The 26,204-nt window shown below is 70.7% G+C and carries 27 protein-coding genes; 15 read left to right on the forward strand and 12 right to left on the reverse strand.

Features of this window, described 5'->3' with window-relative positions; genetic code table 11:
• Nucleotides 1–202 precede the first annotated feature (202 nt).
• Complete coding sequence (locus FBY35_RS24915) at nt 203–1,858, reverse strand: FAD-binding dehydrogenase (protein WP_142216211.1); 1,656 nt, start codon at nt 1,856–1,858, stop codon at nt 203–205.
• Nucleotides 1,859–1,955: 97 nt separating this feature from the next.
• Between FBY35_RS24915 and FBY35_RS24920 the strand changes: the two genes are divergently transcribed.
• The 3 genes from FBY35_RS24920 to FBY35_RS24930 are packed head-to-tail and all read left to right on the forward strand — an operon-like array spanning nt 1,956 to nt 3,182.
• Complete coding sequence (locus FBY35_RS24920; RefSeq protein WP_142216212.1) at nt 1,956–2,459, forward strand: NUDIX hydrolase; 504 nt, start codon at nt 1,956–1,958, stop codon at nt 2,457–2,459.
• Between the two features lie 10 nt (nt 2,460–2,469).
• Nucleotides 2,470–2,868: a YidH family protein gene (locus tag FBY35_RS24925; RefSeq protein ID WP_142216213.1), complete on the forward strand. Its 399-nt coding sequence runs from the start codon at nt 2,470–2,472 to the stop codon at nt 2,866–2,868.
• Nucleotides 2,865–3,182: a DUF202 domain-containing protein gene (locus tag FBY35_RS24930; RefSeq protein ID WP_142216214.1), complete on the forward strand. Its 318-nt coding sequence runs from the start codon at nt 2,865–2,867 to the stop codon at nt 3,180–3,182. Before FBY35_RS24925 ends, FBY35_RS24930 begins: the two co-directional genes overlap by 4 nt.
• A 24-nt stretch (nt 3,183–3,206) precedes the next feature.
• Here the strand turns inward: FBY35_RS24930 and FBY35_RS24935 are convergent, their stop codons facing one another.
• Nucleotides 3,207–4,142, reverse strand: a complete 936-nt coding sequence (locus FBY35_RS24935; RefSeq protein WP_142216215.1) for an NADP-dependent oxidoreductase — start codon at nt 4,140–4,142, stop codon at nt 3,207–3,209.
• Between the two features lie 170 nt (nt 4,143–4,312).
• On the opposite strand from FBY35_RS24935, the gene FBY35_RS24940 reads away from it, so the two are divergent.
• The 4 genes from FBY35_RS24940 (at nt 4,313) to FBY35_RS24955 (ending at nt 8,014) form a co-directional block, all read left to right on the forward strand.
• Nucleotides 4,313–4,609 (forward strand): hypothetical protein, encoded by a 297-nt coding sequence (locus tag FBY35_RS24940; RefSeq protein ID WP_142216216.1) that lies wholly within the window; start codon nt 4,313–4,315, stop codon nt 4,607–4,609.
• An 88-nt stretch (nt 4,610–4,697) separates the two neighbouring features.
• The gene (locus FBY35_RS24945) at nt 4,698–5,612 is read left to right on the forward strand and encodes an MBL fold metallo-hydrolase (RefSeq protein WP_260848812.1); all 915 of its coding nucleotides are present in this window, start codon (nt 4,698–4,700) and stop codon (nt 5,610–5,612) included.
• A gap of 158 nt (nt 5,613–5,770) precedes the next feature.
• Nucleotides 5,771–6,793, forward strand: coding sequence for a phosphotransferase family protein (locus tag FBY35_RS24950; RefSeq protein ID WP_142216217.1), 1,023 nt, complete (start codon nt 5,771–5,773; stop codon nt 6,791–6,793).
• Between the two features lie 6 nt (nt 6,794–6,799).
• A complete protein-coding gene (locus FBY35_RS24955) occupies nt 6,800–8,014 on the forward strand; it encodes an acyl-CoA dehydrogenase family protein (protein WP_142216218.1) in 1,215 nt (404 codons plus the stop codon).
• A 46-nt stretch (nt 8,015–8,060) separates the two neighbouring features.
• Here FBY35_RS24955 and FBY35_RS24960 read toward each other — a convergent pair whose 3' ends face one another.
• Genes FBY35_RS24960 through FBY35_RS24970 form a run of 3 tightly spaced genes read right to left on the reverse strand, consistent with a single transcriptional unit; the run spans nt 8,061 to nt 11,111 of the window.
• A complete protein-coding gene (locus FBY35_RS24960) occupies nt 8,061–8,654 on the reverse strand; it encodes a TetR/AcrR family transcriptional regulator (protein ID WP_142216219.1) in 594 nt (197 codons plus the stop codon).
• Between the two features lie 43 nt (nt 8,655–8,697).
• The gene (locus tag FBY35_RS24965) at nt 8,698–10,350 is read right to left on the reverse strand and encodes an AMP-binding protein (RefSeq protein ID WP_260848813.1); all 1,653 of its coding nucleotides are present in this window, start codon (nt 10,348–10,350) and stop codon (nt 8,698–8,700) included.
• A complete protein-coding gene (locus tag FBY35_RS24970; protein WP_142216221.1) occupies nt 10,347–11,111 on the reverse strand; it encodes an SDR family oxidoreductase in 765 nt (254 codons plus the stop codon). The genes FBY35_RS24965 and FBY35_RS24970 overlap by 4 nt, the downstream gene beginning before the upstream one ends.
• 193 nt (nt 11,112–11,304) lie before the next feature.
• Here FBY35_RS24970 and FBY35_RS24975 point away from each other — a divergent pair, with 193 nt between their 5' ends.
• The 4 genes from FBY35_RS24975 (at nt 11,305) to FBY35_RS24990 (ending at nt 16,115) form a co-directional block, all read left to right on the forward strand.
• Complete coding sequence (locus FBY35_RS24975) at nt 11,305–12,543, forward strand: exo-beta-N-acetylmuramidase NamZ domain-containing protein (RefSeq protein ID WP_142216222.1); 1,239 nt, start codon at nt 11,305–11,307, stop codon at nt 12,541–12,543.
• 221 nt (nt 12,544–12,764) lie between these two features.
• Nucleotides 12,765–14,069, forward strand: a complete 1,305-nt coding sequence (locus FBY35_RS24980; RefSeq protein WP_399208816.1) for a serine-threonine protein kinase — start codon at nt 12,765–12,767, stop codon at nt 14,067–14,069.
• 207 nt (nt 14,070–14,276) lie between these two features.
• Nucleotides 14,277–14,888, forward strand: a complete 612-nt coding sequence (locus FBY35_RS24985; RefSeq protein WP_142216223.1) for a hypothetical protein — start codon at nt 14,277–14,279, stop codon at nt 14,886–14,888.
• Nucleotides 14,889–15,038: 150 nt separating this feature from the next.
• The gene (locus FBY35_RS24990) at nt 15,039–16,115 is read left to right on the forward strand and encodes an RNA ligase (ATP) (RefSeq protein WP_142216224.1); all 1,077 of its coding nucleotides are present in this window, start codon (nt 15,039–15,041) and stop codon (nt 16,113–16,115) included.
• 57 nt (nt 16,116–16,172) lie between these two features.
• Here FBY35_RS24990 and soxR read toward each other — a convergent pair whose 3' ends face one another.
• On the reverse strand, nt 16,173–16,658 hold the full coding sequence (soxR, locus tag FBY35_RS24995) for a redox-sensitive transcriptional activator SoxR (RefSeq protein WP_142216225.1): 486 nt from the start codon (nt 16,656–16,658) through the stop codon (nt 16,173–16,175).
• Nucleotides 16,659–16,765: 107 nt separating this feature from the next.
• Here soxR and FBY35_RS25000 point away from each other — a divergent pair, with 107 nt between their 5' ends.
• Nucleotides 16,766–17,227, forward strand: a complete 462-nt coding sequence (locus FBY35_RS25000; RefSeq protein ID WP_142216226.1) for a MaoC family dehydratase — start codon at nt 16,766–16,768, stop codon at nt 17,225–17,227.
• A 24-nt stretch (nt 17,228–17,251) separates the two neighbouring features.
• Here the strand turns inward: FBY35_RS25000 and FBY35_RS25005 are convergent, their stop codons facing one another.
• From FBY35_RS25005 to FBY35_RS25015, 3 genes are all read right to left on the reverse strand, one after another.
• Complete coding sequence (locus tag FBY35_RS25005) at nt 17,252–17,878, reverse strand: TetR/AcrR family transcriptional regulator (protein ID WP_142216227.1); 627 nt, start codon at nt 17,876–17,878, stop codon at nt 17,252–17,254.
• Nucleotides 17,879–17,935: 57 nt separating this feature from the next.
• On the reverse strand, nt 17,936–18,223 hold the full coding sequence (locus FBY35_RS25010; RefSeq protein WP_142216228.1) for a YiaA/YiaB family inner membrane protein: 288 nt from the start codon (nt 18,221–18,223) through the stop codon (nt 17,936–17,938).
• A 116-nt stretch (nt 18,224–18,339) separates the two neighbouring features.
• Nucleotides 18,340–19,491, reverse strand: coding sequence for an acyl-CoA dehydrogenase family protein (locus FBY35_RS25015; RefSeq protein WP_142216229.1), 1,152 nt, complete (start codon nt 19,489–19,491; stop codon nt 18,340–18,342).
• A 62-nt stretch (nt 19,492–19,553) separates the two neighbouring features.
• Between FBY35_RS25015 and FBY35_RS25020 the strand changes: the two genes are divergently transcribed.
• The 3 genes from FBY35_RS25020 to FBY35_RS25030 are packed head-to-tail and all read left to right on the forward strand — an operon-like array spanning nt 19,554 to nt 21,944.
• Nucleotides 19,554–20,198, forward strand: a complete 645-nt coding sequence (locus tag FBY35_RS25020) for a TetR/AcrR family transcriptional regulator (protein WP_142216230.1) — start codon at nt 19,554–19,556, stop codon at nt 20,196–20,198.
• A gap of 49 nt (nt 20,199–20,247) precedes the next feature.
• Nucleotides 20,248–20,943, forward strand: a complete 696-nt coding sequence (locus FBY35_RS25025; protein ID WP_142216231.1) for a helix-turn-helix transcriptional regulator — start codon at nt 20,248–20,250, stop codon at nt 20,941–20,943.
• A 32-nt stretch (nt 20,944–20,975) separates the two neighbouring features.
• On the forward strand, nt 20,976–21,944 hold the full coding sequence (locus FBY35_RS25030; RefSeq protein WP_142216232.1) for a DMT family transporter: 969 nt from the start codon (nt 20,976–20,978) through the stop codon (nt 21,942–21,944).
• Nucleotides 21,945–22,045: 101 nt separating this feature from the next.
• Here FBY35_RS25030 and FBY35_RS25035 read toward each other — a convergent pair whose 3' ends face one another.
• The 3 genes from FBY35_RS25035 to FBY35_RS25045 all read right to left on the reverse strand — a co-directional run bounded on the left by FBY35_RS25035 (nt 22,046) and on the right by FBY35_RS25045 (nt 25,977).
• Nucleotides 22,046–23,125, reverse strand: coding sequence for a Zn-dependent alcohol dehydrogenase (locus tag FBY35_RS25035; protein WP_142216233.1), 1,080 nt, complete (start codon nt 23,123–23,125; stop codon nt 22,046–22,048).
• A gap of 19 nt (nt 23,126–23,144) precedes the next feature.
• Nucleotides 23,145–24,539 (reverse strand): aldehyde dehydrogenase family protein, encoded by a 1,395-nt coding sequence (locus FBY35_RS25040; protein ID WP_142216234.1) that lies wholly within the window; start codon nt 24,537–24,539, stop codon nt 23,145–23,147.
• A 94-nt stretch (nt 24,540–24,633) separates the two neighbouring features.
• Nucleotides 24,634–25,977: an ABC transporter ATP-binding protein gene (locus FBY35_RS25045; protein ID WP_142216235.1), complete on the reverse strand. Its 1,344-nt coding sequence runs from the start codon at nt 25,975–25,977 to the stop codon at nt 24,634–24,636.
• Nucleotides 25,978–26,204 lie beyond the last annotated feature (227 nt).

Consider the following 26,204-nt stretch of genomic DNA (forward strand, 5'->3'; position numbering starts at 1 on the left):
GCGGCCGACGGGGGCGCCCTCGGCGTCGGGGTGGTGTGTGCTCACGCTTCGATTCGAACATTCGGGGACGGGAGAAGCCAGGGAATCCGGCCGCACGTCAGACTTCCGTCACACCTGGCTCCACCCCCGGCCCCTTGCGGCCTTCTGCCGCATGCCCTCAATCGCCGGACGGGCCCCGATCAAACGCCGGACGGGCCTGAATTCAGCTCACCGCCCGCGCCGCCGCCCGGCCCGCCGCGCGTCCCGAGAAGATGCAGCCGCCCAGGAACGTGCCCTCCAGCGAGCGGTAGCCATGCACCCCGCCCCCGCCGAATCCCGCCGCCTCCCCCGCCGCGTACAGACCCTCCAGCGGCTCGCCGTCCTCGCCGAGCACCCGTGAGGACAGGTCCGTCTCCAGGCCGCCGAGCGACTTGCGGGTGAGGATGTTCAGCCGGACGGCGATCAGCGGACCGGCCTTGGGGTCGAGGATGCGGTGCGGCGCCGCCGTCCGGATGAGCTTGTCGCCCAGGTACTTGCGCGCTCCGCGGATCGCCATGACCTGGAGGTCCTTGGTGAAGGGGTTCGTGATCTCCCGGTCCCGGGCGGTGATCTCGCGCCGCAGCTCGGCCTCGTCGATCAGCGGCTCCTCGGTGAGCGCGTTCATGCCGCGTACGAGCGCGGAGAGGTCCTTCTCGACGACGAAGTCGGCGCCGTTGTCCATGAACGCCTTCACCGGCCCGGGCACATCCGCCCTCGCGCGCCCGATCACGTCGCGGACCGACTTCCCCGTCAGATCCGGGTTCTGCTCGGAGCCCGAGAGCGCGAACTCCTTGCCGATGATCTTCTGGTCGAGCACGAACCAGGTGTGGTCGTAACCGGAACTCATGATGTGTTCGAGCGTGCCGAGCGTGTCGAAGCCGGGGAAGAGGGGGACGGGCAGCCGCTTGCCGCGCGCGTCGAACCAGAGCGAGGAGGGGCCGGGCAGGATCCGGATTCCGTGCTTGGCCCAGATCGGGTTCCAGTTCTCGATGCCCTCGGTGTAGTGCCACATCCGGTCGCTGTTGATGTGGCTCGCGCCCGCGCGTTCCGCGATGCCGATCATCAGCCCGTCGACATGGGCGGGCACGCCGGAGAGCATCTTCTCGGGCGCGGTGCCGAGCCGCTTCGGCCACTGCGCGCGTACGAGGTCGTGGTTGCCGCCGATGCCGCCGGAGGTGACGATCACCGCCTGTGCGCGGAACTCGAAGGCCCCTGCGACCTCACGGCTGCTCGCGGTGCCGCGCTCGGCGTCGGAGGGTTCGAGGACTTCGCCGCCGACCGTGTCGAGCGTGCCGGCGCTGCTGCTCAGCCCGGTGACCCGGTGGCGGAACTTCAGCTGGACGAGTCCGCGGGCGACACCTGCTCTGACGCGCCGCTCGAAGGGGGCGACGACTCCCGGTCCCGTTCCCCAGGTGATGTGGAAGCGCGGTACGGAGTTGCCGTGCCCGGTGGCGTCGTAGCCGCCGCGTTCGGCCCAGCCCACGACCGGGAAGAACCGCATCCCCTGCGCGTGCAGCCAGGCCCGCTTCTCGCCGGACGCGAAGTCGACGTACGCCTCCGCCCATTGACGCGGCCAGCGGTCCTCGTAGCGGTCGAAGCCCGCCGTGCCGAGCCAGTCCTGGAGCGCCAGCGCCCGGCTGTCCCTGATCCGCATCCGGCGCTGTTCGGGCGAGTCGACGAAGAAGAGGCCACCGAAGGACCAGTGAGCCTGTCCGCCGATCGACTGTTCCGGCTCCTGGTCGAGCAGGATGACCTTGCGCCCTGCGTCGACGAGCTCCGCGGTGGCCACCAGGCCCGCGAGTCCTGCCCCGATCACGATCACATCAGCGTCGTACGCCATGGGTTCCATCCTTGTCGGGGACCGGAATGCGATTGGGTCCGATCTTCGGTACGCGGCAGTAACTCGTCAACCATTCGGCCGGTGCTTGGATGGGGGCATGGATCCCGCTGACGAAATCCTGGACATCGTCGATGAGAACGACGAGGTCATCGGTCAGGCCCCGCGCGGCGAGGCGTACGCGCGCGGCATGCGCCACCGCGCGGTCTTCGTACTGGCGAGGGACGGGCAGGACCGGATCTTCGTGCACCGCCGGACGGCGGCCAAGCTGGTCTTCCCCTCCCTCTACGACATGTTCGTGGGCGGCGTCGTCGGCGCGGGTGAGACCTATGACGCCGCGGCGCTGCGCGAGGCCGAGGAGGAACTGGGGGTGTCCGGCCTCCCCACGCCGGTGCCGCTGTTCAAGTTCCTCTACGAGCGCGGCGATCAGACCTGGTGGTCGGCCGTGTACGAGGTCCGCTGCGAGCTGCCGGTGAACCCGCAGGCCGCGGAGGTCGCCTGGCACGACTTCCTGCCCGAGCGGGAGTTGGAGAGGCGGCTCGGGGAGTGGGAGTGGGTGCCGGACGGCCTCGCGGCGTACGAACGGCTGCGGGCGGGCACGTAGAGTGCGACACGTGAGCGATTTCGGACGGAGTCTGCGGCTGTGGTTCGCGCCCCAGCGAGTGAGTGAGGAGGGCGGGACTCCCGACTACCGGTTCTCGCTCGCCAATGAGCGGACCTTTCTCGCCTGGCTCCGGACGGCGCTGGCCCTCATCGGCGGCGGGTTCGCGGTCGATCAGTTCTTTCCGGAGCTGGCCCGGTGGCTGCGGGCCGGGATGGCGCTCGGGCTGCTGGGGGCGGGCGTGTTCTGTGCGCTGCGGGCCGTGAACCACTGGGTGCGGTGCGAGCGGGCGATGCGCAGGGGCGAGGACCTGCCCGTTACGCGGTTCCCGACGCTGCTGAGCCTGGTGGTCGCCGTAGTCGCGATGGTGATGGTGGTGGTCGTGCTGTTCGGCTGGGAGGGCGGGCGTTGACGGCCGCGTCCGAGCGGGATCCGGGGCTGCAGCCCGAGCGGACCAGGCTCGCGTGGCGCAGGACCACGCTGGCGTTCACCGTGGCGGCCGTGCTCGCGGCCCGGCTGGTGGCGGGCGGCGATCTGAGCGCGGCCGGGCTGGTCGCGGCGGCCTGCAGTGCGCTGGTGTGGCTGAGTTTTCTGCGGGTGGCCCACTGGCGGTTGCGCGAGCTGGGCACCGGGCCGAGGCCGCGGACGCTGTCCGCCCGGGCGGCGCTGGCCGCGGTGGCGTGCACGATCGCCCTGGCCGGGTTCGCGGTGGCGATGGTGGTCTGAGGTTGCGGTGAGGCGTCACGGACGTCATGTCTCCCAGTCGACGGTGACGACGACCTTTCCGCGGGTGCGGCCCTCGGCGTTCAGGGCCTGAGCCTCGGCCGTCTGCTCCAGGGGGAAGGTCCGGTCGACATGGACGGAGATCACGCCCTGTTCCGCCAGCTCGCCCAGCGCCGCCAGCTGCGCCGCGTCGGGCCGCACCCAGCAGTAGTGGCCGCCCAGGCTCAGGACTTCGCGGTCCGCGATCGAGGCGAGCCTGCCCTCGGGAGCGAGCAGCGCGGCCGCGGACCTGAGCGCGACCCCGCCGATGGTGTCGAAGGCCGCGTCGACGCCGTCGGGGGCCAGGGCGCGGACCCGGTCGTCGAGCCCGTCCCCGTATGTCACCGGCTCTGCGCCGAGCTCGCGCACATGGTCGTGATTGCGTTCGCTGGCCGTGCCGATCACACGTGCCCCCGCGTGCTTGGCGAGCTGTACGGCGAGTGACCCGACACCGCCCGCGGCGGCGTGCACCAGGACCGTGTCCCCGCCTTTCACCGTGAGCGCGCCGTGAAGCACCTGGTACGCGGTGAGGCCGGCCAGCGGCAGCCCCGCGGCCTGCTCGAAGCTCAGGTTCAGGGGTTTGCGGGCGAGCGTGCGGACGGGGGCCGCCACATATTCGGCGAAGGTGCCGCGGCCGAGGAAGTCCTCGCGTACGTATCCCATCACCTCGTCGCCGACCGCGAACTCCGTTACGGCGATGCCCGGTTGGATGACGACACCCGAGACGTCCCAGCCGGGGATCACCGGGAACACCGGTTCGAAGAGGGCGTCGATGTACCCCTCACGGGCCTTCCAGTCGACCGGGTTGACGGCCGCCGCGCGCACCTTGACCAGGACGGAGTCCGGTCCGACCTTGGGCTCGGGACGCTCGCCGTACTCAAGGACCTCGGGGCCGCCGTACCGGCTGTAGCTGATCGCCTTCATGATCCGACCCTCGGCCGGGGGCGGCGCACGCGCAAGCCGGCCGGAGCGCGAGGGTGCCGTCACCCGGTTTCCCGCGGCGCGGCACGTCGCCGGGCCCCGGACGGACCAGGTCCAGCGGGCTAGCCTGGGACGGTGACAGAACGGTGCATATCAGATCAAAGGTGAGCATAATGACTGTCCTCCACCCTGAGCACCCCGCGCACGAGCACGTCCACGGTCCCGCCTGCGGACACGCCGAAGTCCCCCACGGCGACCACGTCGACTACGTCCACGACGGCCACCTCCACCGCTCCCACTCCGGCCACTGGGACGAGTGCGAGCCCGGCGAACACATCTCGCACAGCGGCCACGCGCACGAGCACGGTGCCGGCTGCGGCCACCCGGCCGTGGAGCACGGTGACCATGTCGACTACGTCCACGACGGACACCGTCACGCCGAGCACGACGGGCACTGGGACGACCACTGAACGCCCCCGGCACCCCCGGCTTTACTCGCGCGGCGGCCGGCTGGCAGGCTCCTGCCGACCGATTCGGCCTCGACGAGGGGGAGTTCAGTTGTCCGCCATGGATCCGTACACCGTCCAGCTCGCACCGGAAGTGCACGCCTACGTCCAGCCGGACGGCGGCTGGTGCCTGAACAACGCGGGGTTCGTCAGCGACGGGGAGTTCACTCTCCTCGTCGACACCGCCGCCACCGAGCGGCGCGCCCGGTCGCTGCGTGAGTCGCTCGTCGCGACCGGGGTCCCGCTTCCGCGGACCCTCGTCAACACCCACCACCACGGCGACCACACCTACGGCAACGGGGTCTTCCTGCCCGAGGCCGTGGTGATCGGGCACGACGCCTGCCGCAGCGAGCAGTTGGAGGCCGGGCACCAGCTCCATCTGCTGTGGCCGGCGACCGACTTCGGCGACATCCCGATCATCGCCCCGACCGTGACGTACAACGACCGGCTCACCGTTCATGTCGGGGACATCGAGGTACGGCTCATCCACCCCGGCGGCGTCGCGCACACCCCCGGGGACACGATCGTGCATCTGCCGGAGCAGCGGGTGGTCTTCACCGGGGACCTGATCTTCGAGGGCGGCACGCCCTTCATCCCGATGGGCTCGCTGAGCGGGTCCTTGCGGGCTCTGGACGTGCTGCGTTCGCTGGACGCGACGACTGTTGTGCCGGGGCACGGCCCGATCACCGACCCGGCCGCGTACGACGCCACGGAGCGCTATCTGCGCCACGTCGCCGAGCTGGCCGGGCAGGGACACGCCAAGGGGCTCACTCCGCTGGAGACGGCCCGCGAGGCCGATCTCGGGGTCTTCGCCGAGCTGAGGGAGAGCGAACGACTGGTGGCGAATCTGCACCGGGCGTACGCGGAGCTGGACGGCCTGCCGGAGGGCTCCCCCCTTGATCCGGCCACAGTCTTCGGTGACATGGCGGCGATGAACGGCGGCGTCCCGGTGGCCTGCCACGCCTGAACCACCCGGCCCACTCGCGGCCGCATCCACACGTAGCGGGATGCGGGTCTGGATCCTGTGATCCAGGCCCTGGTTCCGCTCGCACTCTGGACGACATACCGACTGGTCGGTCATGATGAGCGGGATCCGCCCTACCCGCCCCCTCGGAGGTGCCACCAATGAGCTCAGTCCCCCCGCCAGGCCTCGATCCCGAGCAGTTGCGCGGCTATCTCGACCGCGAGCGCCCGGGTCTGGTGAGCGGACCGCTCGGCGTCCGGCTGATCCAGGGAGGCCGCTCCAACCTCACGTACTCCGTCACCGACGGCACCGGCCGCTGGGTCGTCCGACGGCCCCCGCTCGGTCACGTACTGGCCACCGCGCACGACATGAAGCGCGAGCACCGGGTGATCAGCGCGCTCCACCCGACCGCGGTGCCGGTGCCCGAGCCGGTGCTGCTGTGCGAGGACGATTCGGTGATCGGATCGCCGTTCTACGTCATGGAATTCGTGGACGGCACTCCCTACCGCACGGCCGAGGAACTGGCCCCGCTCGGCCCCGAGCGCACCAGGAACGCCATCCTCGGCCTGGTGGACACGCTGGTCGAACTGCACGCCGTGGACCCCGAGTCGGTGGGTCTCGGAGACTTCGGCCGGCCCGAGGGCTTCCTCGACCGGCAGCTGCGCCGCTGGGGCAAGCAGCTGGCAGCCTCCCGTGGCCGCGAACTGGCCGGCATTGACGAACTGCACGCCGCCCTCGGCCGCTCGCTGCCCCGCTCCCCCGCGCCCGCGGTCATCCACGGCGACTACCGGCTGGACAACGTCCTGGTCGGCCCGGACGACCGGATCAAGGCGATCCTCGACTGGGAGATGTCGACGCTGGGCGACCCGCTGACCGACCTCGGGTTGCTGGTGATGTACAGCGTCAAGCTGGAATTGCCCGACTCGCCCGTCAGCACCACCGCCGGCGCGGCGGGGCACCCGGACGCGGCGGAGCTGATCGAGCGGTACGCCGCCCGCTCCGGGCGCGACGCCTCCGCCATCTCCTGGTACACGGCCTTCGCCTGGTTCAAGCTCGCCGTGATCCTCGAGGGCATCCACTACCGGTACACGCTTGGCCAGACCGTCGGCGCCGGATTCGACCGGATCGGCGCGCTGGTGCCCCTCTTCATCGAGCACGGCCTCACCACCCTCCAGGAAGGCTGAGTACACATGGACTTCGCATTCGACGCGCGAACCGAGGAACTGCGGGCCAAGCTGCTCGCCTTCATGGACGAGTACGTCTACCCGGCAGAGGCGATCGAGCACCGGCAGCGCGCCGAGCTGGCCTCGCCGTGGGACACCCCGGCGATCATGGACGAGCTCAAGGCCGAGGCGCGCAGGCAGGGCCTGTGGAATCTCTTCCTCCCCGACGCGGAGCACGGCGCGGGCCTGACCAATCTGCAGTACGCGCCGCTCGCCGAGATCACCGGCCGCAGCCCGCATCTGGCACCGACCGCGCTGAACTGTGCCGCTCCCGACACCGGGAACATGGAGGTGCTTGCGCAGTTCGCCACCGACGAGCAGAAGAAGCAGTGGCTGGAGCCGCTGCTCGCCGCGGAGATCCGGTCCGCCTTCGCGATGACCGAGCCCGAGGTCGCCTCCTCCGACGCGACGAACATCGAGACGCGGATCGCCCGCGACGGCGACGACTACGTCATCAACGGCCGCAAGTGGTACATCTCCGGCGCGATGAACCCCGACTGCAAGATCTTCATCGTGATGGGCAAGACCGACCCGGACGGCGAGGACATCCGCCGCCAGCAGTCGATGATCCTGGTGCCGCGCGACACCCCGGGCCTGGAGGTCCGGCGCGCCATGCAGGTGTACGGCTACGAGGACCACTCCCACGGCGGCCACGCCGAGGTGGTCTTCACCGATGTACGGGTACCCGCGTCGAACCTGATCGGCGAGGAGGGCGGCGGCTTCGCCATCGCCCAGGCGCGGCTCGGCCCCGGCCGTATCCACCACTGCATGCGGCTGATCGGCATGGCCGAGCGGGCGATCGAGCTCATGTGCAGGCGGGCCGTGTCGCGTCAGGCCTTCGGCAAGGCGATCGCCCAGCAGGGCGTCGTACAGAACTGGATCGCCGACGCCAGGGTCACGGTCGAGCAGCTGCGGCTGCTGGTGCTGAAGACCGCCTGGCTGATGGACACGGTGGGCAACCGCGGGGCGCACACCGAGATCCAGGCGATCAAGATCGCGACACCGCGGGCGGTCGTGGACATCCTCGACAAGGCGGTGCAGGTGCACGGCGCGGGCGGGGTGAGCCAGGACTTCCCGCTGGCGGAACTGTGGGCGGCGGCGCGGACGCTGAAGCTGGCGGACGGGCCGGACGAGGTGCACCAGCGGTCGCTGGCGCGGCGTGAGTTGAAGAAGTATCTGTAGCCGGGGCCCCACACACGGGCGGGGCTCCCGTCGGAGCCCCGCCGCCTTACGGGCGCAGCGCGCGCAGCAGGAGGTCCGCCAGGTGGTCCGCCACCTGCTGGGGCGTGAGGGGGCCGTCGGGGCGGTACCACGTCGACAGGTGGTGGACCGAGCCGAAGTGGTAGTCGACCACCAGGTCCGCGGGTGTGGCCGAGGAGAAGACCCCGCTCTGCTGGCCTTCTTCGACCAGCGCCCGGAACCGCTCGTGGTAGCGGCGGCGCTCGGCCCGCACCTGCTTGTGCTTCTCCGGGCTCAGATGGTGCATGGAGCGGAAGAAGATCGCGGCGTCGTCGAGGTTGTCGATCGTCGTCACCACGACATCGGCCGCCGCGCCGCGCAGCCTGCTCTCCACCGGCTCGTCGGCGTCCGCGAAGGCGTCGAGCCGCTCCTGCTGGAGCCGCAGCACACGCGCATAGACCTCTTGGAGCAGGTCCTCCTTGGAGCCGAAGTAGTGGTAGAGCGCTCCCTTGGTGACGCCGGCCGCCTCGACGATCTCCTGGACCGAGGTGCGGTCGTAGCCGCGTTCGGCGAAGAGCCGGGTGGCGGCGCCCAGCAGCCTCTGCGGGACGGGGGTGCCGTCCCCGTCCGTCGTCCTGGCCATTGCCGCCACCTGCCTCTCGCTGAAGTTCACTCGCTGTCTCGAATTACCCCGGGAAACGCAGTTCCCGCCTGAGGATCTTCCCACTTGTCGTCTTCGGGAGCTCCGGCAGGATCTCCACCTCGCGCGGGTACTTGTACGCGGCCAGGCGCTCCGCACAGTACGCGGAGATTTCGGCCGGTTCCACGCTCGCCCCGGGGCGCAGACTGATGTAAGCCTTGACGGTCTCTCCGCGGTAGTCGTCGGGTATGCCGACGACGGCGGCCTCGCGCACCGCCGGGTGCGTGTAGAGGACGTCCTCCACCTCGCGCGGCCAGACCTTGAAGCCCGAGGCGTTGATCATGTCCTTCTTGCGGTCGACGACGTAGAGCCAGCCGTCGGTGTCCATGAAGCCGATGTCGCCGGTGCGCAGTTCACCGTCGGGGAACGCCTCGGCCGTGGCGTCGGGCAGCCGCCAGTAGCCGGGCACGACCTGGGGCCCGCTCACCGCGATCTCGCCCTGCTCCCCGAGCGGGACGTCCTGGCCCTTCTCGTCGACGATCCGCACGATCGTGTCCGGTCCCGGTACGCCGACGGAGAGGGTGCCGGACGCGGGGTCGACCGGGGCCTGCTTCTCGGGCGGTACGGAGGCACAGGGGGCGGTGCACTCGGTGAGGCCGTAGCCGTTGCAGAGGTAGGGGCCGAAACCCGTACGGAACTTCTCGACCAGCGCGGGAGGCACCGGGGCGCCACCGGAGGAGATCACCCGGAAGGATGTGAAGTGCTCGCGGGTGGCGGCGGGATGCGCGGCCAGGGCCATGAAGGCCGTGGACGGGCCGACGGTGTACGCGGGCCGGTGCTCGGCGAAGGCGTCGAGGACGACGCCCGGCTCGAAGCGGTAGGCGAGGGCGAGCGTGCCCGCGTTGGCGATGCAGGCGGCGAGCTCGCAGACCATTCCGGTGATGTGGAACAGCGGCGCGAGCGCGAAGTAACAGGAGCCCTCGGGCACGGGGTGGCCGGTGCGCTGCCGCTCGGCGTTGTAGACGATGCCGCCGTGGAGGTTCATGGCCCCCTTGGGGGTGCCGCTGGTGCCGGACGTGTAGCTGATCAACGCCACGTCGGCAGGGGTGAGTTCACGGCCCTCCGGCGCGCTCAGCCCCAGCCGGGCCACCGCCAGCAGATCGTGGGTGTCCTCCGGGGCCGGCTGCCGCTCGAAGCCGAGGACGCGCGCGTCATCGCGGCTCTGGAGGTCCAGTTCGCAGGCGGTGAGGACCAGGCGTACGGACGAGTCGGCGGCGCTGTCGCGCAGATACGACTCCCAGGCGCGGTCCGAGCAGATCAGCACGGTGACGTCGGCATCGTTCAGGACGTGCGCGACCTCGGCCGATTTGTACATCGGGTTGAGCGGGACGACGGTCGCCCCGGCCTTCCAGGCGCCCAGCAGCGCGATCACGAAGTGCGGGGTGTTCTGCAGCATGATCGCCACGCGGTCGCCGCGCACGACTCCGCGGGAGCCGAGATGGCCCGCGACGGAGTCGGAGAGTTCGTCGGTCTCGCGGTAGCTCAGGCGCCCGTCGAAGTAGGCGAGTGCGGTGTGCTCGGGAGCGCGGGCCGCGGCGGCGCGGAAGGAGTGCACGACGCTCGCGGGCGGGGTGATCGGGGCCCGCTGGGCGTCGGTGAGCTGGGACAGCCAGGGCCTTGCCGCGTAGACGGATGTCACCTCTGCGCTCCTTCCCACTTCTGCTGGAGGTGGTTCATGCCCGCAAGCCATCGCTCGGGCGTCGCGGCACGGGCCTGGTAGAACTCGGCGACCTCGGGGTGCGGCAGGATCAGGAAACGGTCGGCCTCGATGCCCTCGAACAGCGCGTCGGCGACGTCCTCGGGCTCGATCGCGGTCGGGGCGAGGACGAGTTCGCCCGCGGATCCGGCCGCGGTGAGCATGTCCGTACGCACTCCCTGCGGGCAGATGGCGTGCACTTTCAGGCCGCAGTGGGCGTAGGTGAGCTGGAGCCACTCGGCGAAGGCGTACGCGCCGTGCTTGGAGACGCTGTACGGGGCCGCGCCCACCATGGTGAGCAGGCCGGCGGCGGAGACGGTGGAGACGAAGCGGCCGCTGCCGCGCTCCAGCCAGTCGGGCAGCAGGGCGCGGGCCGCGCGGACGTGCGCCATCACATTGACGTCCCAGGCGGCGGCCCACACCTGCTCGTCGGCGAAGACGTCACCGGGCGAGGCGAGGCCCGCGTTGGCGCAGTAGACGTCGACCGTGCCGCCCAGTGCCTCACGGGCCTCCTCCACTATCTCGGAGGCGTCGCCCGGCACCGCGGTCGCGCCGATCCGGTCGGCGACGGCCTTGGTCCTGGCCGGGTCGATGTCGTTGACGACGACACGGGCGCCCTCCGCCGCGAACCGGCGGGCCAGGGCGGCTCCGATGCCGCCGCCCGCGCCCGTAACCACAACCCCAGCGCCCTGCACCGTACCCATCAGGCTCCGCCTCTCTGCTTACCGTCCCGTGCGGGCAGACTAACCAGTCGGTATGTCGCGAGGGAAGAGGGCATGAGACCCCGTGTGCACAGGGACGCCCGGGGACGAACCGCGCTGTCGCAATCGTTCCGCACGCCCGCCGTGCACGCTAGCGTGCGTGACCATGACAGACAGCGACCACGGAGGTAACTCGATGAGCCTGTCCAGACGGGGTCTGCTGGCCGCCGGTGGCGCGCTGGGCATGCTTGCCGCCGGCTCTTCGCCCGCCACCGCACACGCGGGCGGCCGACGGGTCCGAACCGGCTTCGAGCGGCTGGCCGCCGACGGCTACGCGCCCCTGGCAGGTGAGCGGGTCGGTGTCGTCACCAACCCGACCGGGGTCACCCGGGACTTGGCGCACATCGTGGATGTGATGCACGCCGACGACCGGGTGAACCTGATCGCCGTCTTCGGCCCCGAGCACGGCTTCCGCGGCACCGCCCAGGCCGGCGGTTCAGAGGGGCGCTACGACGACCCGGCGACAGGGCTGCCCGTGTACGACACGTACACCAAGAGCGGGCAGGCGCTCGCCGACATCTTCACCGTGTCCGGCGTGGAGACGATCGTCTTCGACATCCAGGACGCCGGGGCCCGCTTCTACACCTACATCTGGACGCTCTACGACTGCATGGAGGCGGCCGCGCTCGCGGGCAAGCGCTTCGTGGTCCTGGACCGGCCCAATCCGGTGACGGGCAGGGCCGCGCTGGGGCCGGTCCTGGACAAGGCCTTCGCGACGTTCGTCGGCCGCGAGCCGATCGCGCAGGCGCACGGGATGACGGTCACCGAGCTGGCACTGCTGTTCAACGGCGAGTTCCTGACCCGTCCGGTGGAGCTGGAGACGGTGCGGATGAAGGGCTGGCGGCGCTCGGACTTCTTCGACGAGACAGCTCTGCCCTGGGTCCCGCCGAGCCCGAACATGCCGACGCCGGACACCGCGCTGGTCTACTCGGGCACCTGCCTGTTCGAGGGCACCAACCTCTCGGAGGGCCGCGGCACGACACGTCCGTTCGAGCTGCTGGGCGCGGAAGGCATCGACCGCGCCTGGGCGGCGGCAGCCAATGCCCTGGCGCTGCCGGGGGTCCGCTTCCGCGAGGCGTACTTCACGCCGACGTTCTCCAAGTTCCGGGGCAAGACGGTCGGCGGCGTCCAGCTCCACGTCCACGACCGTGCCTCCTACGACCCGGTGCGCACCGGTATCGGCCTGCTGGTGACGGCGAAGCGGGTGTGGAGCGGCTTCGCGTGGCGGCCCGACCACTGGATCGACAAGCTGACCGGGTCGGCGAGGGTCCGGACGATGATCGACGCCGGGGCAGCGCCGGACGAGGTGGTGGCGGCGTGGCAGGGCGAGCTGGCCGCCTTCAGGGCCGTGCGGAGGACGTACCTGCAGTACTGATCCGGCAAGGGGCGGGACCACCTGGAACACCCGGCCGGTCGCGCGGGATTGGCTGAATGTGGTACGCCGGACACAGGCCGTCGGCACCGCCCGACCGCCCCTGGCCGACCGCCTGTGACCGACTGGGACAAGGCGCGATCGAGCACGGTCGTAGGTATGGCCGTTCCTCCCTTCCCGCAGGATGCTGGTGCATCAGCGGACAAAAACGGGGAGGGCCGGTCATGCCGGAAATGAGTGTGGAGCCGAACCGGGAAGTCACCTTCGACAAGGACGGCGACGTGAACGCCGCGCAGCGCGACAGTCTGGCTGAAATGGATGTCACCGATCTGGTGATGTTCGCGCACGGGTGGAACAACTCGCCGTCCGTCGCCAACCAGCTGTACTCGGCCTTCTTCGCGCCCTTCCCGGGGCTGACGGGCGACGGGGTACGGCTGGGATACGTGGCTGTCGTGTGGCCGTCCATGAAGTTCACGGACGAGCTGATTCCGGACTTCAGGCCGTCCGCCACTGCCGCCCCCCTGGACCCCGGGCTCGACGAGGCGACGCAGGACGCCCTGGCGCGGCTGTTTCCCGGGCACGACGGGACCGTACGACGGCTTGCTCAACTGCTCGACGAACAGCCCGAGTCGGAGGCGGCCTTCGCGGAGTTCGGCTCACTGGCGCGACAGCTCACCGAGGCACCGGCGGGCGGGGTCGCGGGGGCGTGCTTCACGGACGATCTGCCCCACGACGAACAGGGTCCGCCCGCCGTCCTGTTCGAGGACGCCCTGACGATGTGCCGGAGGTTCGCGTTCGCGCTGGAGGAGAGCGAGGAGGTGACGGAGAAGGAGCCCGCCGTCGAGTCCTTCTCCATCGGCGGCGGACTCAAGAAGGTGTGGAAGGGCGGGAAGGAACTCCTGCGGCAGACCACGTACTACGCGATGAAGCGGCGCGCCGGAACGGTCGGCGAGCTGGGACTCGGCCCGCTGCTGGGCCAGCTCGCCCGGTCCTCCCCCACGGTGCGGGTCCATCTGGTGGGGCACAGCCAGGGGGCGCGCCTGGTCTCCTTCGCGCTGCGCGGGCTGCCCCACGGCGCGAACAACGTGAAATCACTGACGCTCCTTCAGGGATCCTTGTCGCACTATGTGTTCGCACCGAGCCTGCCCCATGCGGCACACAGCGGCGGCGCCCTGCGCACCATGGAGCACCGCGTCGACGGGCCGGTGGTGGCCTGCTACTCGCGGCACGACAGCGCGCTCGGCATGATCTATCCGCTTGCCTCCAGCCTGGCCGGGGACGACGCGAACGCGGCCGGGTTCGACAAGCGGTGGTGGGCGATGGGGCACGACGGCATCCAGGCCGTGCAGCCGCTGGTCAGGCTGACGCTGGACGAGGCGCTGCGGCAGGGGATCCCCGGCTCGGGCTGCGTCAGCGTGGACACGGCCTCGGTGGTGCGGCACGGCGGGCCTCCTGCCGGTGCGCACAGCGACATCTGCCATGAGGAGCTGGCGCGACTGGTACTGGCCGCGGGCCGCATCGGACGCTGAGCGCGCTCAACGCCCGTGCCCGGCCCACCGTTGTCGCACTGATACCTGCCTCGCAGCAGGACGGTCCGCAGAAGCCGTCGGGACGAGCCGGTGTGATTACCACCACTCGATGGTGATGACCCCCATCGAATTTTCGATGGAGCCGGATTGGGTACCCGTACGTCCATTCCTCAACGCCGAAGTACCAGCGACGGAGGTGGCAGTGCGATGGCAGGTTTCCGCAGTCTTGCGAGACAGGTGCGCGACGCGCGGTGTGATCTGGCGCTACGACGCTATTCGCTGCGCAAGTGCCTGGAGCGATTTGCCCCTTATGGGCACCGAGCGACCTGGGCTCATCTGTGCGCCAGGCACAGCATCGAGCCCGAGGACCGGGCCCCCGATCCGGCGCGGCTCGTGGCCGCGCTCGACGAGTTGGAACAGGCGCGGGCCGTCTGGCTCGCGTACGAGGAGAGTTTCGCGGACCGCCGCAAGCGCGAGAAGCACGACGGACTGCGACGGCCGGCGTCGGTCGACGACTGGCACCGGCGGACTTGGGGCGGGAACGGGGTCGCCCGCTGCGACAGCCCGGCCGCCCATCCGTCGGCCCCGCTCGACGAGGTCCTGCGGCGACTGATATCCGCGCTGGAGACCGACCCCGGAAACGGCTGCCCGGTGTGCAGGGGAACGCACATCGTGTGGCGGCAGGATCTGGCGAACGAACCCTGGTTCGGGCCGGTCTGCACGGCCTGCGGGATTGTCGTACCACAGCCTGTTCTGACGACCGAGGCGGTGGCGGCGGCCAAGCGGGCCGGACGCAAGGAGCTGGCGTCGGTGGCCTGACAGGTTGAGCCGGGCCCTTCGGGGCCTGTACGCGCCCCTCCCGAACTGGGGCTCCGCCCCGGTTACGGGGAGGGCGTCCCGATATTCAGTGGCCGGCCCCCGGTCACGGCCCGCACAGTGGACGCGGAATCCGTGACCGAGGAGACGCCGATGTCCACGCTGCGTGTCACCGCAGAGCTGCTGACCGTCCATGAGCATCCGAACGCAGACGCGCTCGAACTGGCCCAGGTGGGCCTGTATCGCGCCGTCGTCGCCAAGGGCGCCTTCCGCAGTGGTGACGCCGCTGTCTACATCCCGGAACAGTCCGTGCTGCCAGCGGAGTTGATCGAGGAACTGGGGCTGACGGGACGGCTGGCCGGCTCGGCGTCCAACCGGGTCAAGGCCGTTCGGCTGCGCGGCGAGCTGTCGCAGGGCATCGTGTGCCGGCCGCAGGCGCTCGCGGACGTCGATCTGGCGCAGGCGGCCGCCTGCGGCACGGACTTCGCCGAGCTGCTCTCGATCACCAAGTGGTCGCCGCCCATCCCGCCCACGATGAGCGGCGATGTGGAACGGGCTCCCGATCTGCTGCCCTGGGTCGACATCGAGAACATCCAGCGCTACCCGGAGATCTTCGAGCCCGGCGAGCCGGTGGTGATCACCGAGAAGCTGCACGGCTCGGCCTGCCTGCTGACATACAGCGTGGCGGACGACGGTCAGGGCCGTGTCCAGGTGTCGTCGAAGGGCTTCGGCGCCAAAGGCCTGGCGCTCACAGAGGATCCGCGCAACCTGTACTGGCGTGCGGTGCTCGGCCACGACGTCCCGGCGGTCGCGGCGGGCCTCGCCGAGAAGCTGGGGGCGAGCCGGATCGGGATCTTCGGCGAGGTGTACGGCGCCGGCGTGCAGGACCTCGCCTATGGAGCCAACGCCCGCTCCGAGGCGGTCGGTTACGCCGTCTTCGACGTGTCGGCAGAGATCGACGGCCAGGTCCGCTGGCTGGAGACGGCCGGGCTGCTGGAGGGCGAACTGCCGCTGGCACCCCGGCTGTTCGAGGGTCCGTACGACATCGAGACGGTGCTGGAGCTGGCGAGCGGCCGGGAGACCGTGTCCGGGCGCGAGCTGCATCTGCGCGAGGGCGTCGTGATCCGTCCCGCGGCCGAGCGCTACAGCCCGGTGCTCGGCGGCAGGGCGATCGCCAAGGCGGTCAGCCCCGCGTATCTGACGCGCAAGGGCGGCACCGAGTACGAGTAGTCCCGCGCGGCAGCGCAGCAGGCGGGCCCGGCACGAGGGTGCGGGCCCGCCTGTGCGTCATGGCCGGGCACGGTCCTTCGCCGGCCGGCCGCGCTCCGGCAGCAGCCGGGAGCCGGTCAGGCGCTCGCCGAAGATGTCGTCCGGGTTGGACAGCACGCACGTCTCCAGGGAGAGACAACCGCAGCCGATGCAGTCGGTGAGATGGTCACGGAGCCGGCCGAGCTGTCTGATGCGCTCGTCGAGCTCCACCCGCCACGCTTCGGACAGCCGAGCCCAGTCCGCACGGTCGGGCGTGCGCTCCTCGGGCAGTTCGGCCAGGGCGTCCCTGATCGTGGCGAGCGGAATGCCCACGCGCTGCGCCGCGCGTACGAAAGCGACGCGGCGCAGCGCGTCCCTGCTGTACCGGCGCTGGTTTCCGGTGGTCCGGCGGCTGCTGATCAGCCCTTTGGACTCGTAGAAGTGCAGGGCGGACACGGCGGCGCCGCTGCGTGCGGAGAGCTGGCCGACCGTGAGCTCGTGGATCTTCTCGGGAATCTGTGGCACCCCTCGAAGCCTACTGGCCCGTCGTTGACAGGAGCCGTCCGCCCAACCATGCTGAGCAAGCGCTTAGACATTGAGTTCCGCACGGACGAGACGCAGGGAGCAGAGACATGGCCGAGCCGAGGATCTTCACGTCCGCCGAGGAGCTGCGCGCCGGGGTCGGCGAGCAGCTGGGTCACAGCGACTGGCTGGAGATCGAGCAGAAGCGGATCGATCTCTTCGCCGAGGCAACCGGTGACCACCAGTGGATCCACGTCGACCCGGAGCGGGCGGCGACCGGCCCCTTCGGCACAACGATCGCGCACGGCTATCTCACGCTGTCGCTGCTCCCCGTTTTCGTGCCGCAGGTGCTGCGGGTCGAGGGCATGAAGATGGGCATCAACTACGGCGCGAACAAGGTCCGCTTCCCCTCCCCCGTGCCGGCGGGCTCGCGGCTGCGCGCCACGGCGGTGCTGCAGAACGTGGAAGAGGCGGGCGGCGGCGTGCAGGTGACCGCCCTCGTCACGGTGGAGCGCGAGGGCGGCGACAAGCCGGTCTGCGTGGCCGAGTCGGTGTCCCGCTACTTCTTCTGAGCCCCGGGGGCTCTCACGGGCTCCCTAGTCCTTCCGGGCGGAGACCATGCGCAGGACGAGGTCGGCGTACAGCGCGCCGACCTCGTCGGGCGTCCTGCGGCCTCGTGTGTTGAACCAGCGCGCCACGTCGATGCAGAGCGACAGCACAGCGACCGTGGTGCCGGGCACGTCCGGGACGTCGAACTCCCCCGTCTCGACGCCCTCGCGCAGAATCCCGCGTACGACGGCGTCGCTGCTGCGGCGCAGCTCGAAGATCTCGTTGCGGTGTTCGTCGGAGAGCGCGTCGAGCTCGTACTGCACCACGCGTGCGGTGTCGTGCCGCCCGGCGTGCCAGCGCACGAACGAACTCACGGCCGCGGCGAGCCGCTCGGAGGGTGTGCCGCCGGTGTCGGCCGCGGTCGACAGGACTTCAAGGGCCTTGTCGTGACCGATCCGGCTGATCCGGTGCAGCAGCTCTTCCTTGGTCTTGTAGTGGATGTAGAGCGCTGCGGGGCTCATTCCGGCGCGGCCCGCGATGTCCCGGGTCGTCGTCGCGTGGTAGCCCCGTTCGGCGAAGGCCTCGACGGCGGCGACGAGCAGCTTTCTCGCCGCCTCGGGCGTGACCTCGCCCCACGGCATGTCCTCATCGGCCGTGTCCTCCGCCGCACTCATCGCTCGCCCCTTCCGTTCATTCAGAAGGCACACCATACCCCGAGGGTGAGCAAGCGCTTAGAGCTTCTGGAACGGGTCGTGCTCGGCAAGCAGCTTCTCCACCCTGGCCTGGTCGACCCGGCTGACGATCTGCCCGGCCTCCTGGCGGTCCCTGATCGCCTTGGCCAGGGTGAACGCCGACGTCGTGAGGTAGAGGACGGCAATGGCGAGGAACCCACGCACCCAGATGTCGGCCTCGAGATTGAGGATGCCGAATCCGACAGCGCCCAGCGCGACGGCGAAGGAGGCGACGGCCTGTCCGTAGAAGGCCGCGCTGTTCTGCTGCTTGACCTGTGTCTCATTCATGGGTGTCAGCATCGGACGGCGCGGCCCGCGCCACATCCGCAGGAGTACTTACGCGCGTACTCAGAGGGCCCTGGCTCACAGGGCACTGCCTCACAAGGCCCTCAGAAAGCACTGGCTCAGAAGGCGGAGACGCCGGTCAGGGCGCGGCCGATGATCAGTTTCTGGATCTGGCTGGTGCCTTCGTACAGGGTCATCACGCGGGCGTCGCGCAGCAGCTTGCCGACGGGGTACTCGTCGATGTAGCCGTAGCCTCCGAAGACCTGCAGGGCGTTGTTCGCCGCGCGGACCGCCGCCTCGGATGCGAAGAGCTTGGCCCGGGAGGCGGCGGTGGCGAAGTCCTTGCCGCGGTCGACGAGGTCGGCGACCTGCCAGGTCAGCAGCCGCGCCGCGGACACGTCGACCGAGATGTCGCTGACCAGCTCCTGCACGAGCTGGTAGGAGGCGATGGGCTTGCCGAACTGTTCGCGCTCGCCCGCGTAGCCGACCGCCGCTTCGAGCGCCGCCTGGGCGATGCCGACGCAGCCGGCCGCGACCGACATCCGCCCCTTGGCGAGCGCGGACATGGCGATGGCGAAGCCCTTGCCCTCGGGGCCGAGCATCGCGGCGGCGGGCACGCGTACGTCGTCGAGCACCAGCTCGGCCGTGGCCTGGCCGCGCAGTCCGAGCTTTCCGTGGATGGTGCGGCGGGTCAGCCCGGGGGTGTCCGTGGGCAGGAGAAAGGCGGATACGCCCTTGTGTCCGGGTGTGTCATTGGTGCGGGCGAACAGGAGCACCACATCGGCCCAGCTGCCGTTCGTGATGAACATCTTGGAGCCGCTCACGACATAGTCGTCGCCCTCGCGCACGGCCCTGGTGGTGAGATTCCCGGCGTCGGATCCGGTACCGGGCTCGGTGAGCCCGAAGCAGCCGAGCGCGTCACCGGCGGTGAGCCGCGGCAGCCACTGGCGCTTCTGCGCCTCGTTGCCCCAGGCGGCGATGGTCTTGGCGACCAGGCCGAGGGATACGGACACGATGCCGCGCACCGAGGAGTCGCCGCGGCCGAGCTCTTCGGTGACCAGGCAGTACGTCAGATGGTCGCCGCCGCAGCCGCCGTACTCCTCGTCGATGGTGAGCCCGAGGAAGCCCAGCGCACCGAGTTTCTTCACGATCGATCGGTCGACGCTCTCGGCACGGTCCCACTCGACGACGTTCGGGGTGATCTCACGGCCGACGAAGTCCCTGGCCAGCTGCCGGACAGCTGTCTGCTCCTCGCCGAGCTCCAGGTTCATACACCCACCCACTTTTAACTATCACTGCTAGTTTCTTGTTGGCAGGCCCTACTATGTGCCGCATGGCCCGCCCGCGCAAGCCCCTGCTCAGCCGAGAACGCATCGTCGAGACTGCGAGCGCGCTCGTGGACGCCGAGGGCCTGGAGGCCGTCTCCACCCGCAGGCTCGCCGCCGAGCTCGGGGTCAGCGGCCCCTCTCTCTACAACCACTTCCGCAACAAGGACGAGATCCTCGATGCCGTCGCCGATGCGGTCAGTGCCCAGGTCGATCTGTCCATGTTCGACGAGGACGACGAACGCGACTGGCGTACCGCACTGCACGACTGGGCCGTCTCCTACCGCGCGGCCCTGACCGCCCACCCCAACACCGTGCCGGTCCTCGCCCGCGGCCCGGGCCGCCGTCCGGCGGGCCTCAAGGTGGCGGACGCCGTCTTCGGCGCGATGGTCCGCGAGGGCTGGCCCCCGGCCCAGGCCACCTATATCGGCGCCCTGATGCGGTATTTCATCACCGGCTCGGCGCTCGGTTCGTTCGCCCGCGGCTTCGTCGACGACGAGTCCGCGTACGACCCGGCCGACTATCCGCATCTCGGTCAGGCGCATCTGCTCGCCGAGCGGCAGCAGAAAGTGGACGACGGCGCGTTCGAGACGGGCCTGCGGGCGCTCCTCGACGGTCTGGCCATGCAGTACGAGGCCCTGGTGCGCGCCTGACGGCGACTGTTCGGCGGCCGCCGAACAGTCAGGGCGCCATCCTGGACCTATGCAGTCCAGAGACCTTGCCGCGCTGGCCGCGCTCCTCGCCGACGAGACCCGGGCCTCGTTCTGTCTTGCGCTGCTGGACGGCCGCGCCTGGACCGCGGGCGAACTCGCCCGGCACGCGCGCGTGGCGCCGTCGACCGCCAGCGAGCATCTCGGCAGACTCGTCGCGGGCGGACTGCTCGCCGAGGAGCGCGAGGGACGCCACCGGTATGTGCGGCTCGCGGGCGAGAACGTCGCCCGTCTCGTCGAAGAGCTGGCCGCCCACGCCGCACCCGCGCCGGACGCGCCTCCCTCCTCGCTGCGGGCGGCGAGCACCCGCAGCGCCATGGCCCGCGGACGCACCTGCTACGACCATCTCGCCGGGCGGCTCGGCATCACGATCACCCAGGCCATGACGGCACGCGGACTGCTGCACCAGGACACCGGCTTCGCGCTGAGCGCCCATGGCGTCGCCTGGTTCCGTGCGTTGGGGCTCACGCTGGAACCCAAGGGGCGGCGCCCGCTCGCCCGGTCGTGCCTGGACTGGACGGAGCGCAAACCCCATCTCGCGGGACTCGCGGGAGCGGAGCTGTGCCGCCACGCCCTGGATGCGGGCTGGTGCGTACGGATCGGGTCCGAGCGCGCGGTGAAGGTGACCGAGGACGGCGAGCGGGCGCTGGCCGAGCTGCTCGGCATCGAGCCCGGGACACTGCGGTGAACGCCGAAGAGCTGGGGACCCGCGGCCGGCGCATGACGCAGTCCCCGCGCCCTGCCCGTGCTCAGTGGCCCGCTCTCGCCGCCGCGGCCATCACCGTCGTTCTGTGGGCCTCCGCCTTCGTGTCGATCCGCAGCGCGGGTGAGTCGTACTCCCCCGGCGCGCTCGCCCTCGGACGGCTCCTTGCCGGATCTATCGCCCTCGGCTGCGTTCTGCTGGTCCGGCGCGAGGGGCCCCCGCCGCGTGCCGCCTGGCCGGGGATCGCGATATCCGGGCTGCTGTGGTTCGGCGTCTACATGGTGGCGCTCAACTGGGGCGAGCAGGAAGTCGACGCGGGCACGGCCGCGATGGTCGTGAACATCGGCCCGATTCTCATCGCACTGCTCGGTGCCCGGCTGCTCGGCGAGGCGCTGCCGCCGCGACTGCTGGCCGGGATGGCCGTGTCGTTCGCGGGGGCGGTGACCGTCGGCCTCTCGATGTCGGGCGAGGGCAGGGCCTCGACGCTGGGCGTACTGCTGTGCCTGCTGGCGGCCGTGGGATACGCGGGCGGGGTGGTGGGCCAGAAGCCCGCGCTGGCGCATGCGAGCGCACTGCAGGTGACGACGTTCGGCTGCCTGGCCGGGGCGGCGGCCTGTCTGCCGTTCGCCGGACAGCTGGTCTCACAGGCGCAGCGGGCTCCGCTGTCGGCCACGCTCAACATGGTCTACCTGGGCGTGTTCCCGACCGCGCTGGCGTTCACGACCTGGGCCTACGCGCTGGCCCGTACGACCGCGGGGCGCATGGGCGCAACGACATATGCCGTTCCCGCGCTGGTCGTACTGATGTCGTGGCTGACGCTGGACGAGGTGCCGGCCGCACTCACCATGGCGGGCGGGGCGCTGTGCCTGGCGGGAGTGGCACTCTCGCGCTCCCGGGCCCGGAAGCCGACGGCCGGCAAGGGCGATCCGCCGCCGCCCGCGGCAGGGCCGGCATCGGCAGACCGCCCTTCCCGGGCAGGCGGGTGATCGGGGTGGGGATGCGACCGCCCCGGCGGGGGTGTCGGGGCGGCCGCACATAGGGAACTACGGGAGGGACGCGCGACCGGCTCAATCCCCTGCGGATCTTGTCAAAAGACCACGAGCGCACGCCCGCCCTTGCCCGCCAGCATGTTGGCGAACGCCTCCGCGATCCCGTCCAGCCCGATCCGGTCCGTCACCAGGCCGCCCAGGTCCAGCCGCCCCGCGCGCACATGTTCTGCCAGGACCGGCAGGTCGACCGCCGGGTTGCTGTTGCCGTAGACGCAGCCCGAGAGCGTGCGGCCCCAGTGGAAGAGCTCCAGCGCGTTGAACGTGACCTGCTGGTCCTTGCCGCCGATGCCGACGACCGTCGTACGCCCGCCCCGGCGGGTGGACTCCCAGGCGGTGCGGATCGTCGCGGCCCGCCCGACGCATTCGATCGCCACGTCCGCGCCGTGGCCGCCCGTGAGTTTCCGGATCTCCTTCGCGGTGGTGTCGGAGGCGAGGACGTACTCGGTCGCGCCCGCCCCGCGCGCCAGAGACTCCTTCTCCTCGGAGACGTCGACCGCGATGATCGTCGACGCGCCGGCGATCCGCGCGGACTGGAGCGTGGCGAGGCCGACCCCGCCGACGCCGTGGACGACGACCGTCTCGCCCTCGCGCACGCGGGCGGAGTGGTGGACCGCGCCGTACCCGGTGAGGACCGCGCAGCCGAGCAGGGCGGCGTCGGTGAGCGGGACGCCGTCCGGGACGGGGAGGACGCAGTTCGCGGCGACCACGGTTTCCTCGGCGAAGGCCGCGACGTTCAGGCCGGGGTACAGCTCGGCGCCGTCGGCTGTACGGGCGTAGACGTCCGCCGCTCCCAGGAGGGCATTGGCGCACAGCCACACCTCGCCGATCGAGCAGTGGTGGCAACTGCCGCAGGACGGCGCCCAGTTGAGGACGACGCCGTCGCCCGGGACGAGGTCCGTGACCCCGTCGCCGACGGTGACGACAGTGCCCGCGCCCTCATGGCCGAGGACACACGGCGTCGGCACCCGCATGGTGCCGTTGGCCAGGGACAGGTCGGAGTGGCAGACCCCGGCCGCGGCGAGGCGGACCCGCACCTGGCCGGGGCCGGGTTCGGGCAGTTCGATGTCGGCGATCTCCAGCGGAGAGCCGACGGCGGGCAGTACGGCGGCACGGACCATGATGCGTAGGGCTCCCGGCTCAGAACTGGAGGGACTTGGTCTGGAGGTACTCGGACAGACCGTGCGGGCCGAGCTCGCGGCCGACGCCCGACTGCTTGTAACCGCCGAAGGGCGCAAGAGGGTTGAAGCGGCCGCCGTTGATGTCGACCTGACCGGTGTCCATCCGCCGGGCGAAGGTGACGGCTTCCGCCTCGTCGCCGGCCCAGACCGCGCCCGCGAGCCCGTACACGGTGCCGTTGGCGATACGGAGGGCGTCGTCCTCGTCCTCGTACCTGAGGAGCGAGACGACCGGGCCGAAGATCTCCTCCTGCGCGATGGTCATCTCCGGGGTGACATCGGCGAAGACGGTGGGGCTGACGTAGTAGCCCGTCTCGCGCGGGGCTTCGGGGCCGCCGGCGACCATGCGAGCCCCCTCGGCGACGCCCTTCTCGATGTAGCCGCGTACGCGCTGCTGCTGCTTGGCACTGACCAGCGGGCCGACCCGCTCGCCCGGTACGTACTTCGCGACCGCGGCCTTCGCCAGCGCCACCGCCTCGTCGTACTGATCCTTGTGCACCAGCATCCGGGTCCATGCGCTGCACGTCTGGCCGGAATTGGACATCACGTTGGCGATGCCGAGTTTCACGGCCTTGGCGAGGTCGGCGCTCGGCAGGATGACATTGGCCGACTTGCCCCCGAGCTCCAGCGCGACCCGCTTGACCGCGCCGCCCGCGGTCGCGCCGATCTGCCTGCCGACCGCGGTCGAACCGGTGAAGGAGACCAGGTCGACGTCATCGTGGGCAGCGAGTGCCTGCCCGGCGACCGTGCCGAGACCGGTCACCAGATTGAACACGCCTGCGGGCAGCCCGGCCTCGTCGACGGCCTCGGCGAACAACTGCGCGGTCAGCGGGGTGTCCTCGGCGGGCTTGAGTACGACGGTGCAGCCCGCCGCGAGCGCAGGGGCGACCTTCGCGACGATCTGGTGCAGCGGATAGTTCCAGGGCGTGATCGCACCCACCACGCCGACCGGCTCCAGCAGCACGGTGGAGTTGCCGAGCTTCTCCTCGAAGGAGTACGAGGCGGCCAGTTCCGCGTACGAACCGGCGACCAGGACCGGCACGCCCGTGTGGACCGTCTGCGAGAGCTGGAGCGGCGCGCCGAGTTCGGCGGTGACGGTCTCGGCGATCTCGTCCGCGCGGGCCACCAGTACATCGCGCAGGGCCGCGATCCGGGCGGCGCGTTCGGCGGGCGGGGTGGCGGCCCAGCCCCGGAACGCCTCGCGGGCGGCGCAAACGGCGTCGTCGACGTCCTCGGCCGTACCGGCCGGGACCTGGGCGATGACCTGCTCGTCGGCCGGATTCACCACCGCGATTGTGTCCTGGCCGCGGGCGGGCCGCCATGCGCCGCCGATGTACATCCCGTCGTGTGCCTTCATCGCACTCCTCCAGAGCCTGCCGTAGTCGTCCGGCCACCAAACTAGCGGTGTTAGTTTTTGGACGCCAGAGGCACCTGAAGCGTAACGAAGACCCTCAGCCGTACAGCCCGGGGAGATCCATCGGAGCAGGGCAGATCCTGCGGCCCTGGTGGTCGAAGACATACAGATGGGCGAGATCGACGAGCAGTGGCACCTGCGCGCCGGTGCGCAGCCGTACATCCGGGCCCGTCCGCACCACGAGATCGCCCGTGGCCACGGACGGGCGCTCGGCGGCCACGGCCCCGGGCGGCGGCTCCGGGTCGTCCAGCGCCACCACGGGCCCCGAGACATGGGCGACCGCGCGCTCCTTGAGCCGGGTCAGCACGCCCGGGCCGCCGCGGCCGCGGGCCCGGCGGACGGGGCCATGCGGCCTCGGCGACTCCAGGTCGGCGACCACGGCGGGCTGTGAGCCGGTGTTGAAGTGCACCAGCGCCTCGTGGCCCTGGTACTCCATGTGCTCGACGATCCCGGTCAGCGCGACCTCGCCGGGGCGGGCCTGACTCGGCGGGGCGATCCGGGTGGCTTCCGAGCGCAGGCCGACGATGATCTGTCTGCCCTGCTGGATACGGAGCAATTGATGGTCGCTGCTGAGCGGTTCGGGCAGGGGAAGCCGCTGTTTGCCGAGATCGATGGACATCCGGCCGTCCAGCGGCGCGTAGACGACGGCCTGAAGCAGGTTGATGCGCGGGGTGCCGATGAAGGCGGCGACGAAGACGTTCTCGGGCAGGGCATAGGTCTCGCGCGGGGTGCTCACCTGCTGGAGTACGCCGCCGCGCATCACAGCGACCCGGTCGCCGAGCGACATGGCCTCGGCCTGGTCGTGCGTGACATACACGGTCGTCACCCCCAGCTCGGCGGTGAGCTGGGCTATTTCCGCCCGCAGGTGGTTGCGCAGCTTCGCGTCGAGGTTGGACAGCGGCTCGTCCATCAGAAAGGCCGAGGGCTTGCGGGAGATGGCCCGCCCCATCGCGACCCGCTGGCGCTCGCCGCCGGAGAGCTGGCTGGGGTAACGGTCCAGGACGTCCTCGATACCGAGCATCCGCGCGGTTGCCTCGATCTGCGGGTCACAGTCCGCGTGCGGGTTCTCCAGGCGCAGGGGGAAGCCGATGTTCTGGCGGTTCGTCATGCTCGGGTAGAGCGCGAAGTTCTGGAAGACCATCGCCATGGCGCGCTCGCGGGGCGGAACGTGGTTGGCGTACTCGCCGTCGAGCAGCAGCTCCCCCTCGGTGATGTCCTCCAGGCCCGCGATCATCCGCAGCACGGTCGACTTGCCGCAGCCCGATGGGCCGAGCAGCACCACGAACTCGCCCGGCTCGATGTCGAGGGAGAAACGGTCGACGGCGCGACTGCCTCGCTCGTACCTCTTGCTGACACTGCGCAGGGAAATGGCACGACTCATGGGTTCCACCGGGGGAAGAGGAGCGGCTGAGACGCCTGAAACTAGCCGACTACTCCCGGTCAGGGAATGAGTCGCGCGAAGGTTGGGCTGGGCTTTTTGTACGGTGCCGTCCCGGGCCCCGTTCGTCCGCGCCGGGCGCCGCGCCTGGCAGGAGACGGCGGGCCGCGCCATCGACACCGCCGCCTGCGCGAAAGCGATGACGAGGCGCAGCAGCCGCCCCCCGGGGA

The organism is Streptomyces sp. SLBN-118, from assembly GCF_006715635.1.
GTDB lineage: Bacteria > Actinomycetota > Actinomycetes > Streptomycetales > Streptomycetaceae > Streptomyces.

Excerpts from the sequence above, each read along its gene's own strand:
- FBY35_RS25040 (WP_142216234.1), bottom strand. The coding sequence starts at position 24,539 with ATGAAGGCACACGACGGGATGTACATCGGCGGCGCATGGCGGCCCGCC.
- FBY35_RS25000 (WP_142216226.1), top strand. The coding sequence starts at position 16,766 with ATGGCCGAGCCGAGGATCTTCACGTCCGCCGAGGAGCTGCGCGCCGGG.
- FBY35_RS24940 (WP_142216216.1), top strand. The coding sequence starts at position 4,313 with ATGACTGTCCTCCACCCTGAGCACCCCGCGCACGAGCACGTCCACGGT.
- FBY35_RS25045 (WP_142216235.1), bottom strand. The coding sequence starts at position 25,977 with ATGAGTCGTGCCATTTCCCTGCGCAGTGTCAGCAAGAGGTACGAGCGA.
- FBY35_RS24950 (WP_142216217.1), top strand. The coding sequence starts at position 5,771 with ATGAGCTCAGTCCCCCCGCCAGGCCTCGATCCCGAGCAGTTGCGCGGC.
- FBY35_RS25020 (WP_142216230.1), top strand. The coding sequence starts at position 19,554 with ATGGCCCGCCCGCGCAAGCCCCTGCTCAGCCGAGAACGCATCGTCGAG.
- FBY35_RS25015 (WP_142216229.1), bottom strand. The coding sequence starts at position 19,491 with ATGAACCTGGAGCTCGGCGAGGAGCAGACAGCTGTCCGGCAGCTGGCC.
- FBY35_RS24935 (WP_142216215.1), bottom strand. The coding sequence starts at position 4,142 with ATGAAGGCGATCAGCTACAGCCGGTACGGCGGCCCCGAGGTCCTTGAG.
- FBY35_RS24990 (WP_142216224.1), top strand. The coding sequence starts at position 15,039 with ATGTCCACGCTGCGTGTCACCGCAGAGCTGCTGACCGTCCATGAGCAT.
- FBY35_RS24970 (WP_142216221.1), bottom strand. The coding sequence starts at position 11,111 with ATGGGTACGGTGCAGGGCGCTGGGGTTGTGGTTACGGGCGCGGGCGGC.
- FBY35_RS25010 (WP_142216228.1), bottom strand. The coding sequence starts at position 18,223 with ATGAATGAGACACAGGTCAAGCAGCAGAACAGCGCGGCCTTCTACGGA.
- FBY35_RS24975 (WP_142216222.1), top strand. The coding sequence starts at position 11,305 with ATGAGCCTGTCCAGACGGGGTCTGCTGGCCGCCGGTGGCGCGCTGGGC.
- FBY35_RS24955 (WP_142216218.1), top strand. The coding sequence starts at position 6,800 with ATGGACTTCGCATTCGACGCGCGAACCGAGGAACTGCGGGCCAAGCTG.
- FBY35_RS24915 (WP_142216211.1), bottom strand. The coding sequence starts at position 1,858 with ATGGCGTACGACGCTGATGTGATCGTGATCGGGGCAGGACTCGCGGGC.
- FBY35_RS24985 (WP_142216223.1), top strand. The coding sequence starts at position 14,277 with ATGGCAGGTTTCCGCAGTCTTGCGAGACAGGTGCGCGACGCGCGGTGT.
- FBY35_RS25030 (WP_142216232.1), top strand. The coding sequence starts at position 20,976 with ATGACGCAGTCCCCGCGCCCTGCCCGTGCTCAGTGGCCCGCTCTCGCC.
- FBY35_RS25035 (WP_142216233.1), bottom strand. The coding sequence starts at position 23,125 with ATGGTCCGTGCCGCCGTACTGCCCGCCGTCGGCTCTCCGCTGGAGATC.
- FBY35_RS25025 (WP_142216231.1), top strand. The coding sequence starts at position 20,248 with ATGCAGTCCAGAGACCTTGCCGCGCTGGCCGCGCTCCTCGCCGACGAG.
- FBY35_RS24980 (WP_399208816.1), top strand. The coding sequence starts at position 12,765 with ATGCCGGAAATGAGTGTGGAGCCGAACCGGGAAGTCACCTTCGACAAG.
- FBY35_RS24960 (WP_142216219.1), bottom strand. The coding sequence starts at position 8,654 with ATGGCCAGGACGACGGACGGGGACGGCACCCCCGTCCCGCAGAGGCTG.
- FBY35_RS25005 (WP_142216227.1), bottom strand. The coding sequence starts at position 17,878 with ATGAGTGCGGCGGAGGACACGGCCGATGAGGACATGCCGTGGGGCGAG.
- FBY35_RS24920 (WP_142216212.1), top strand. The coding sequence starts at position 1,956 with ATGGATCCCGCTGACGAAATCCTGGACATCGTCGATGAGAACGACGAG.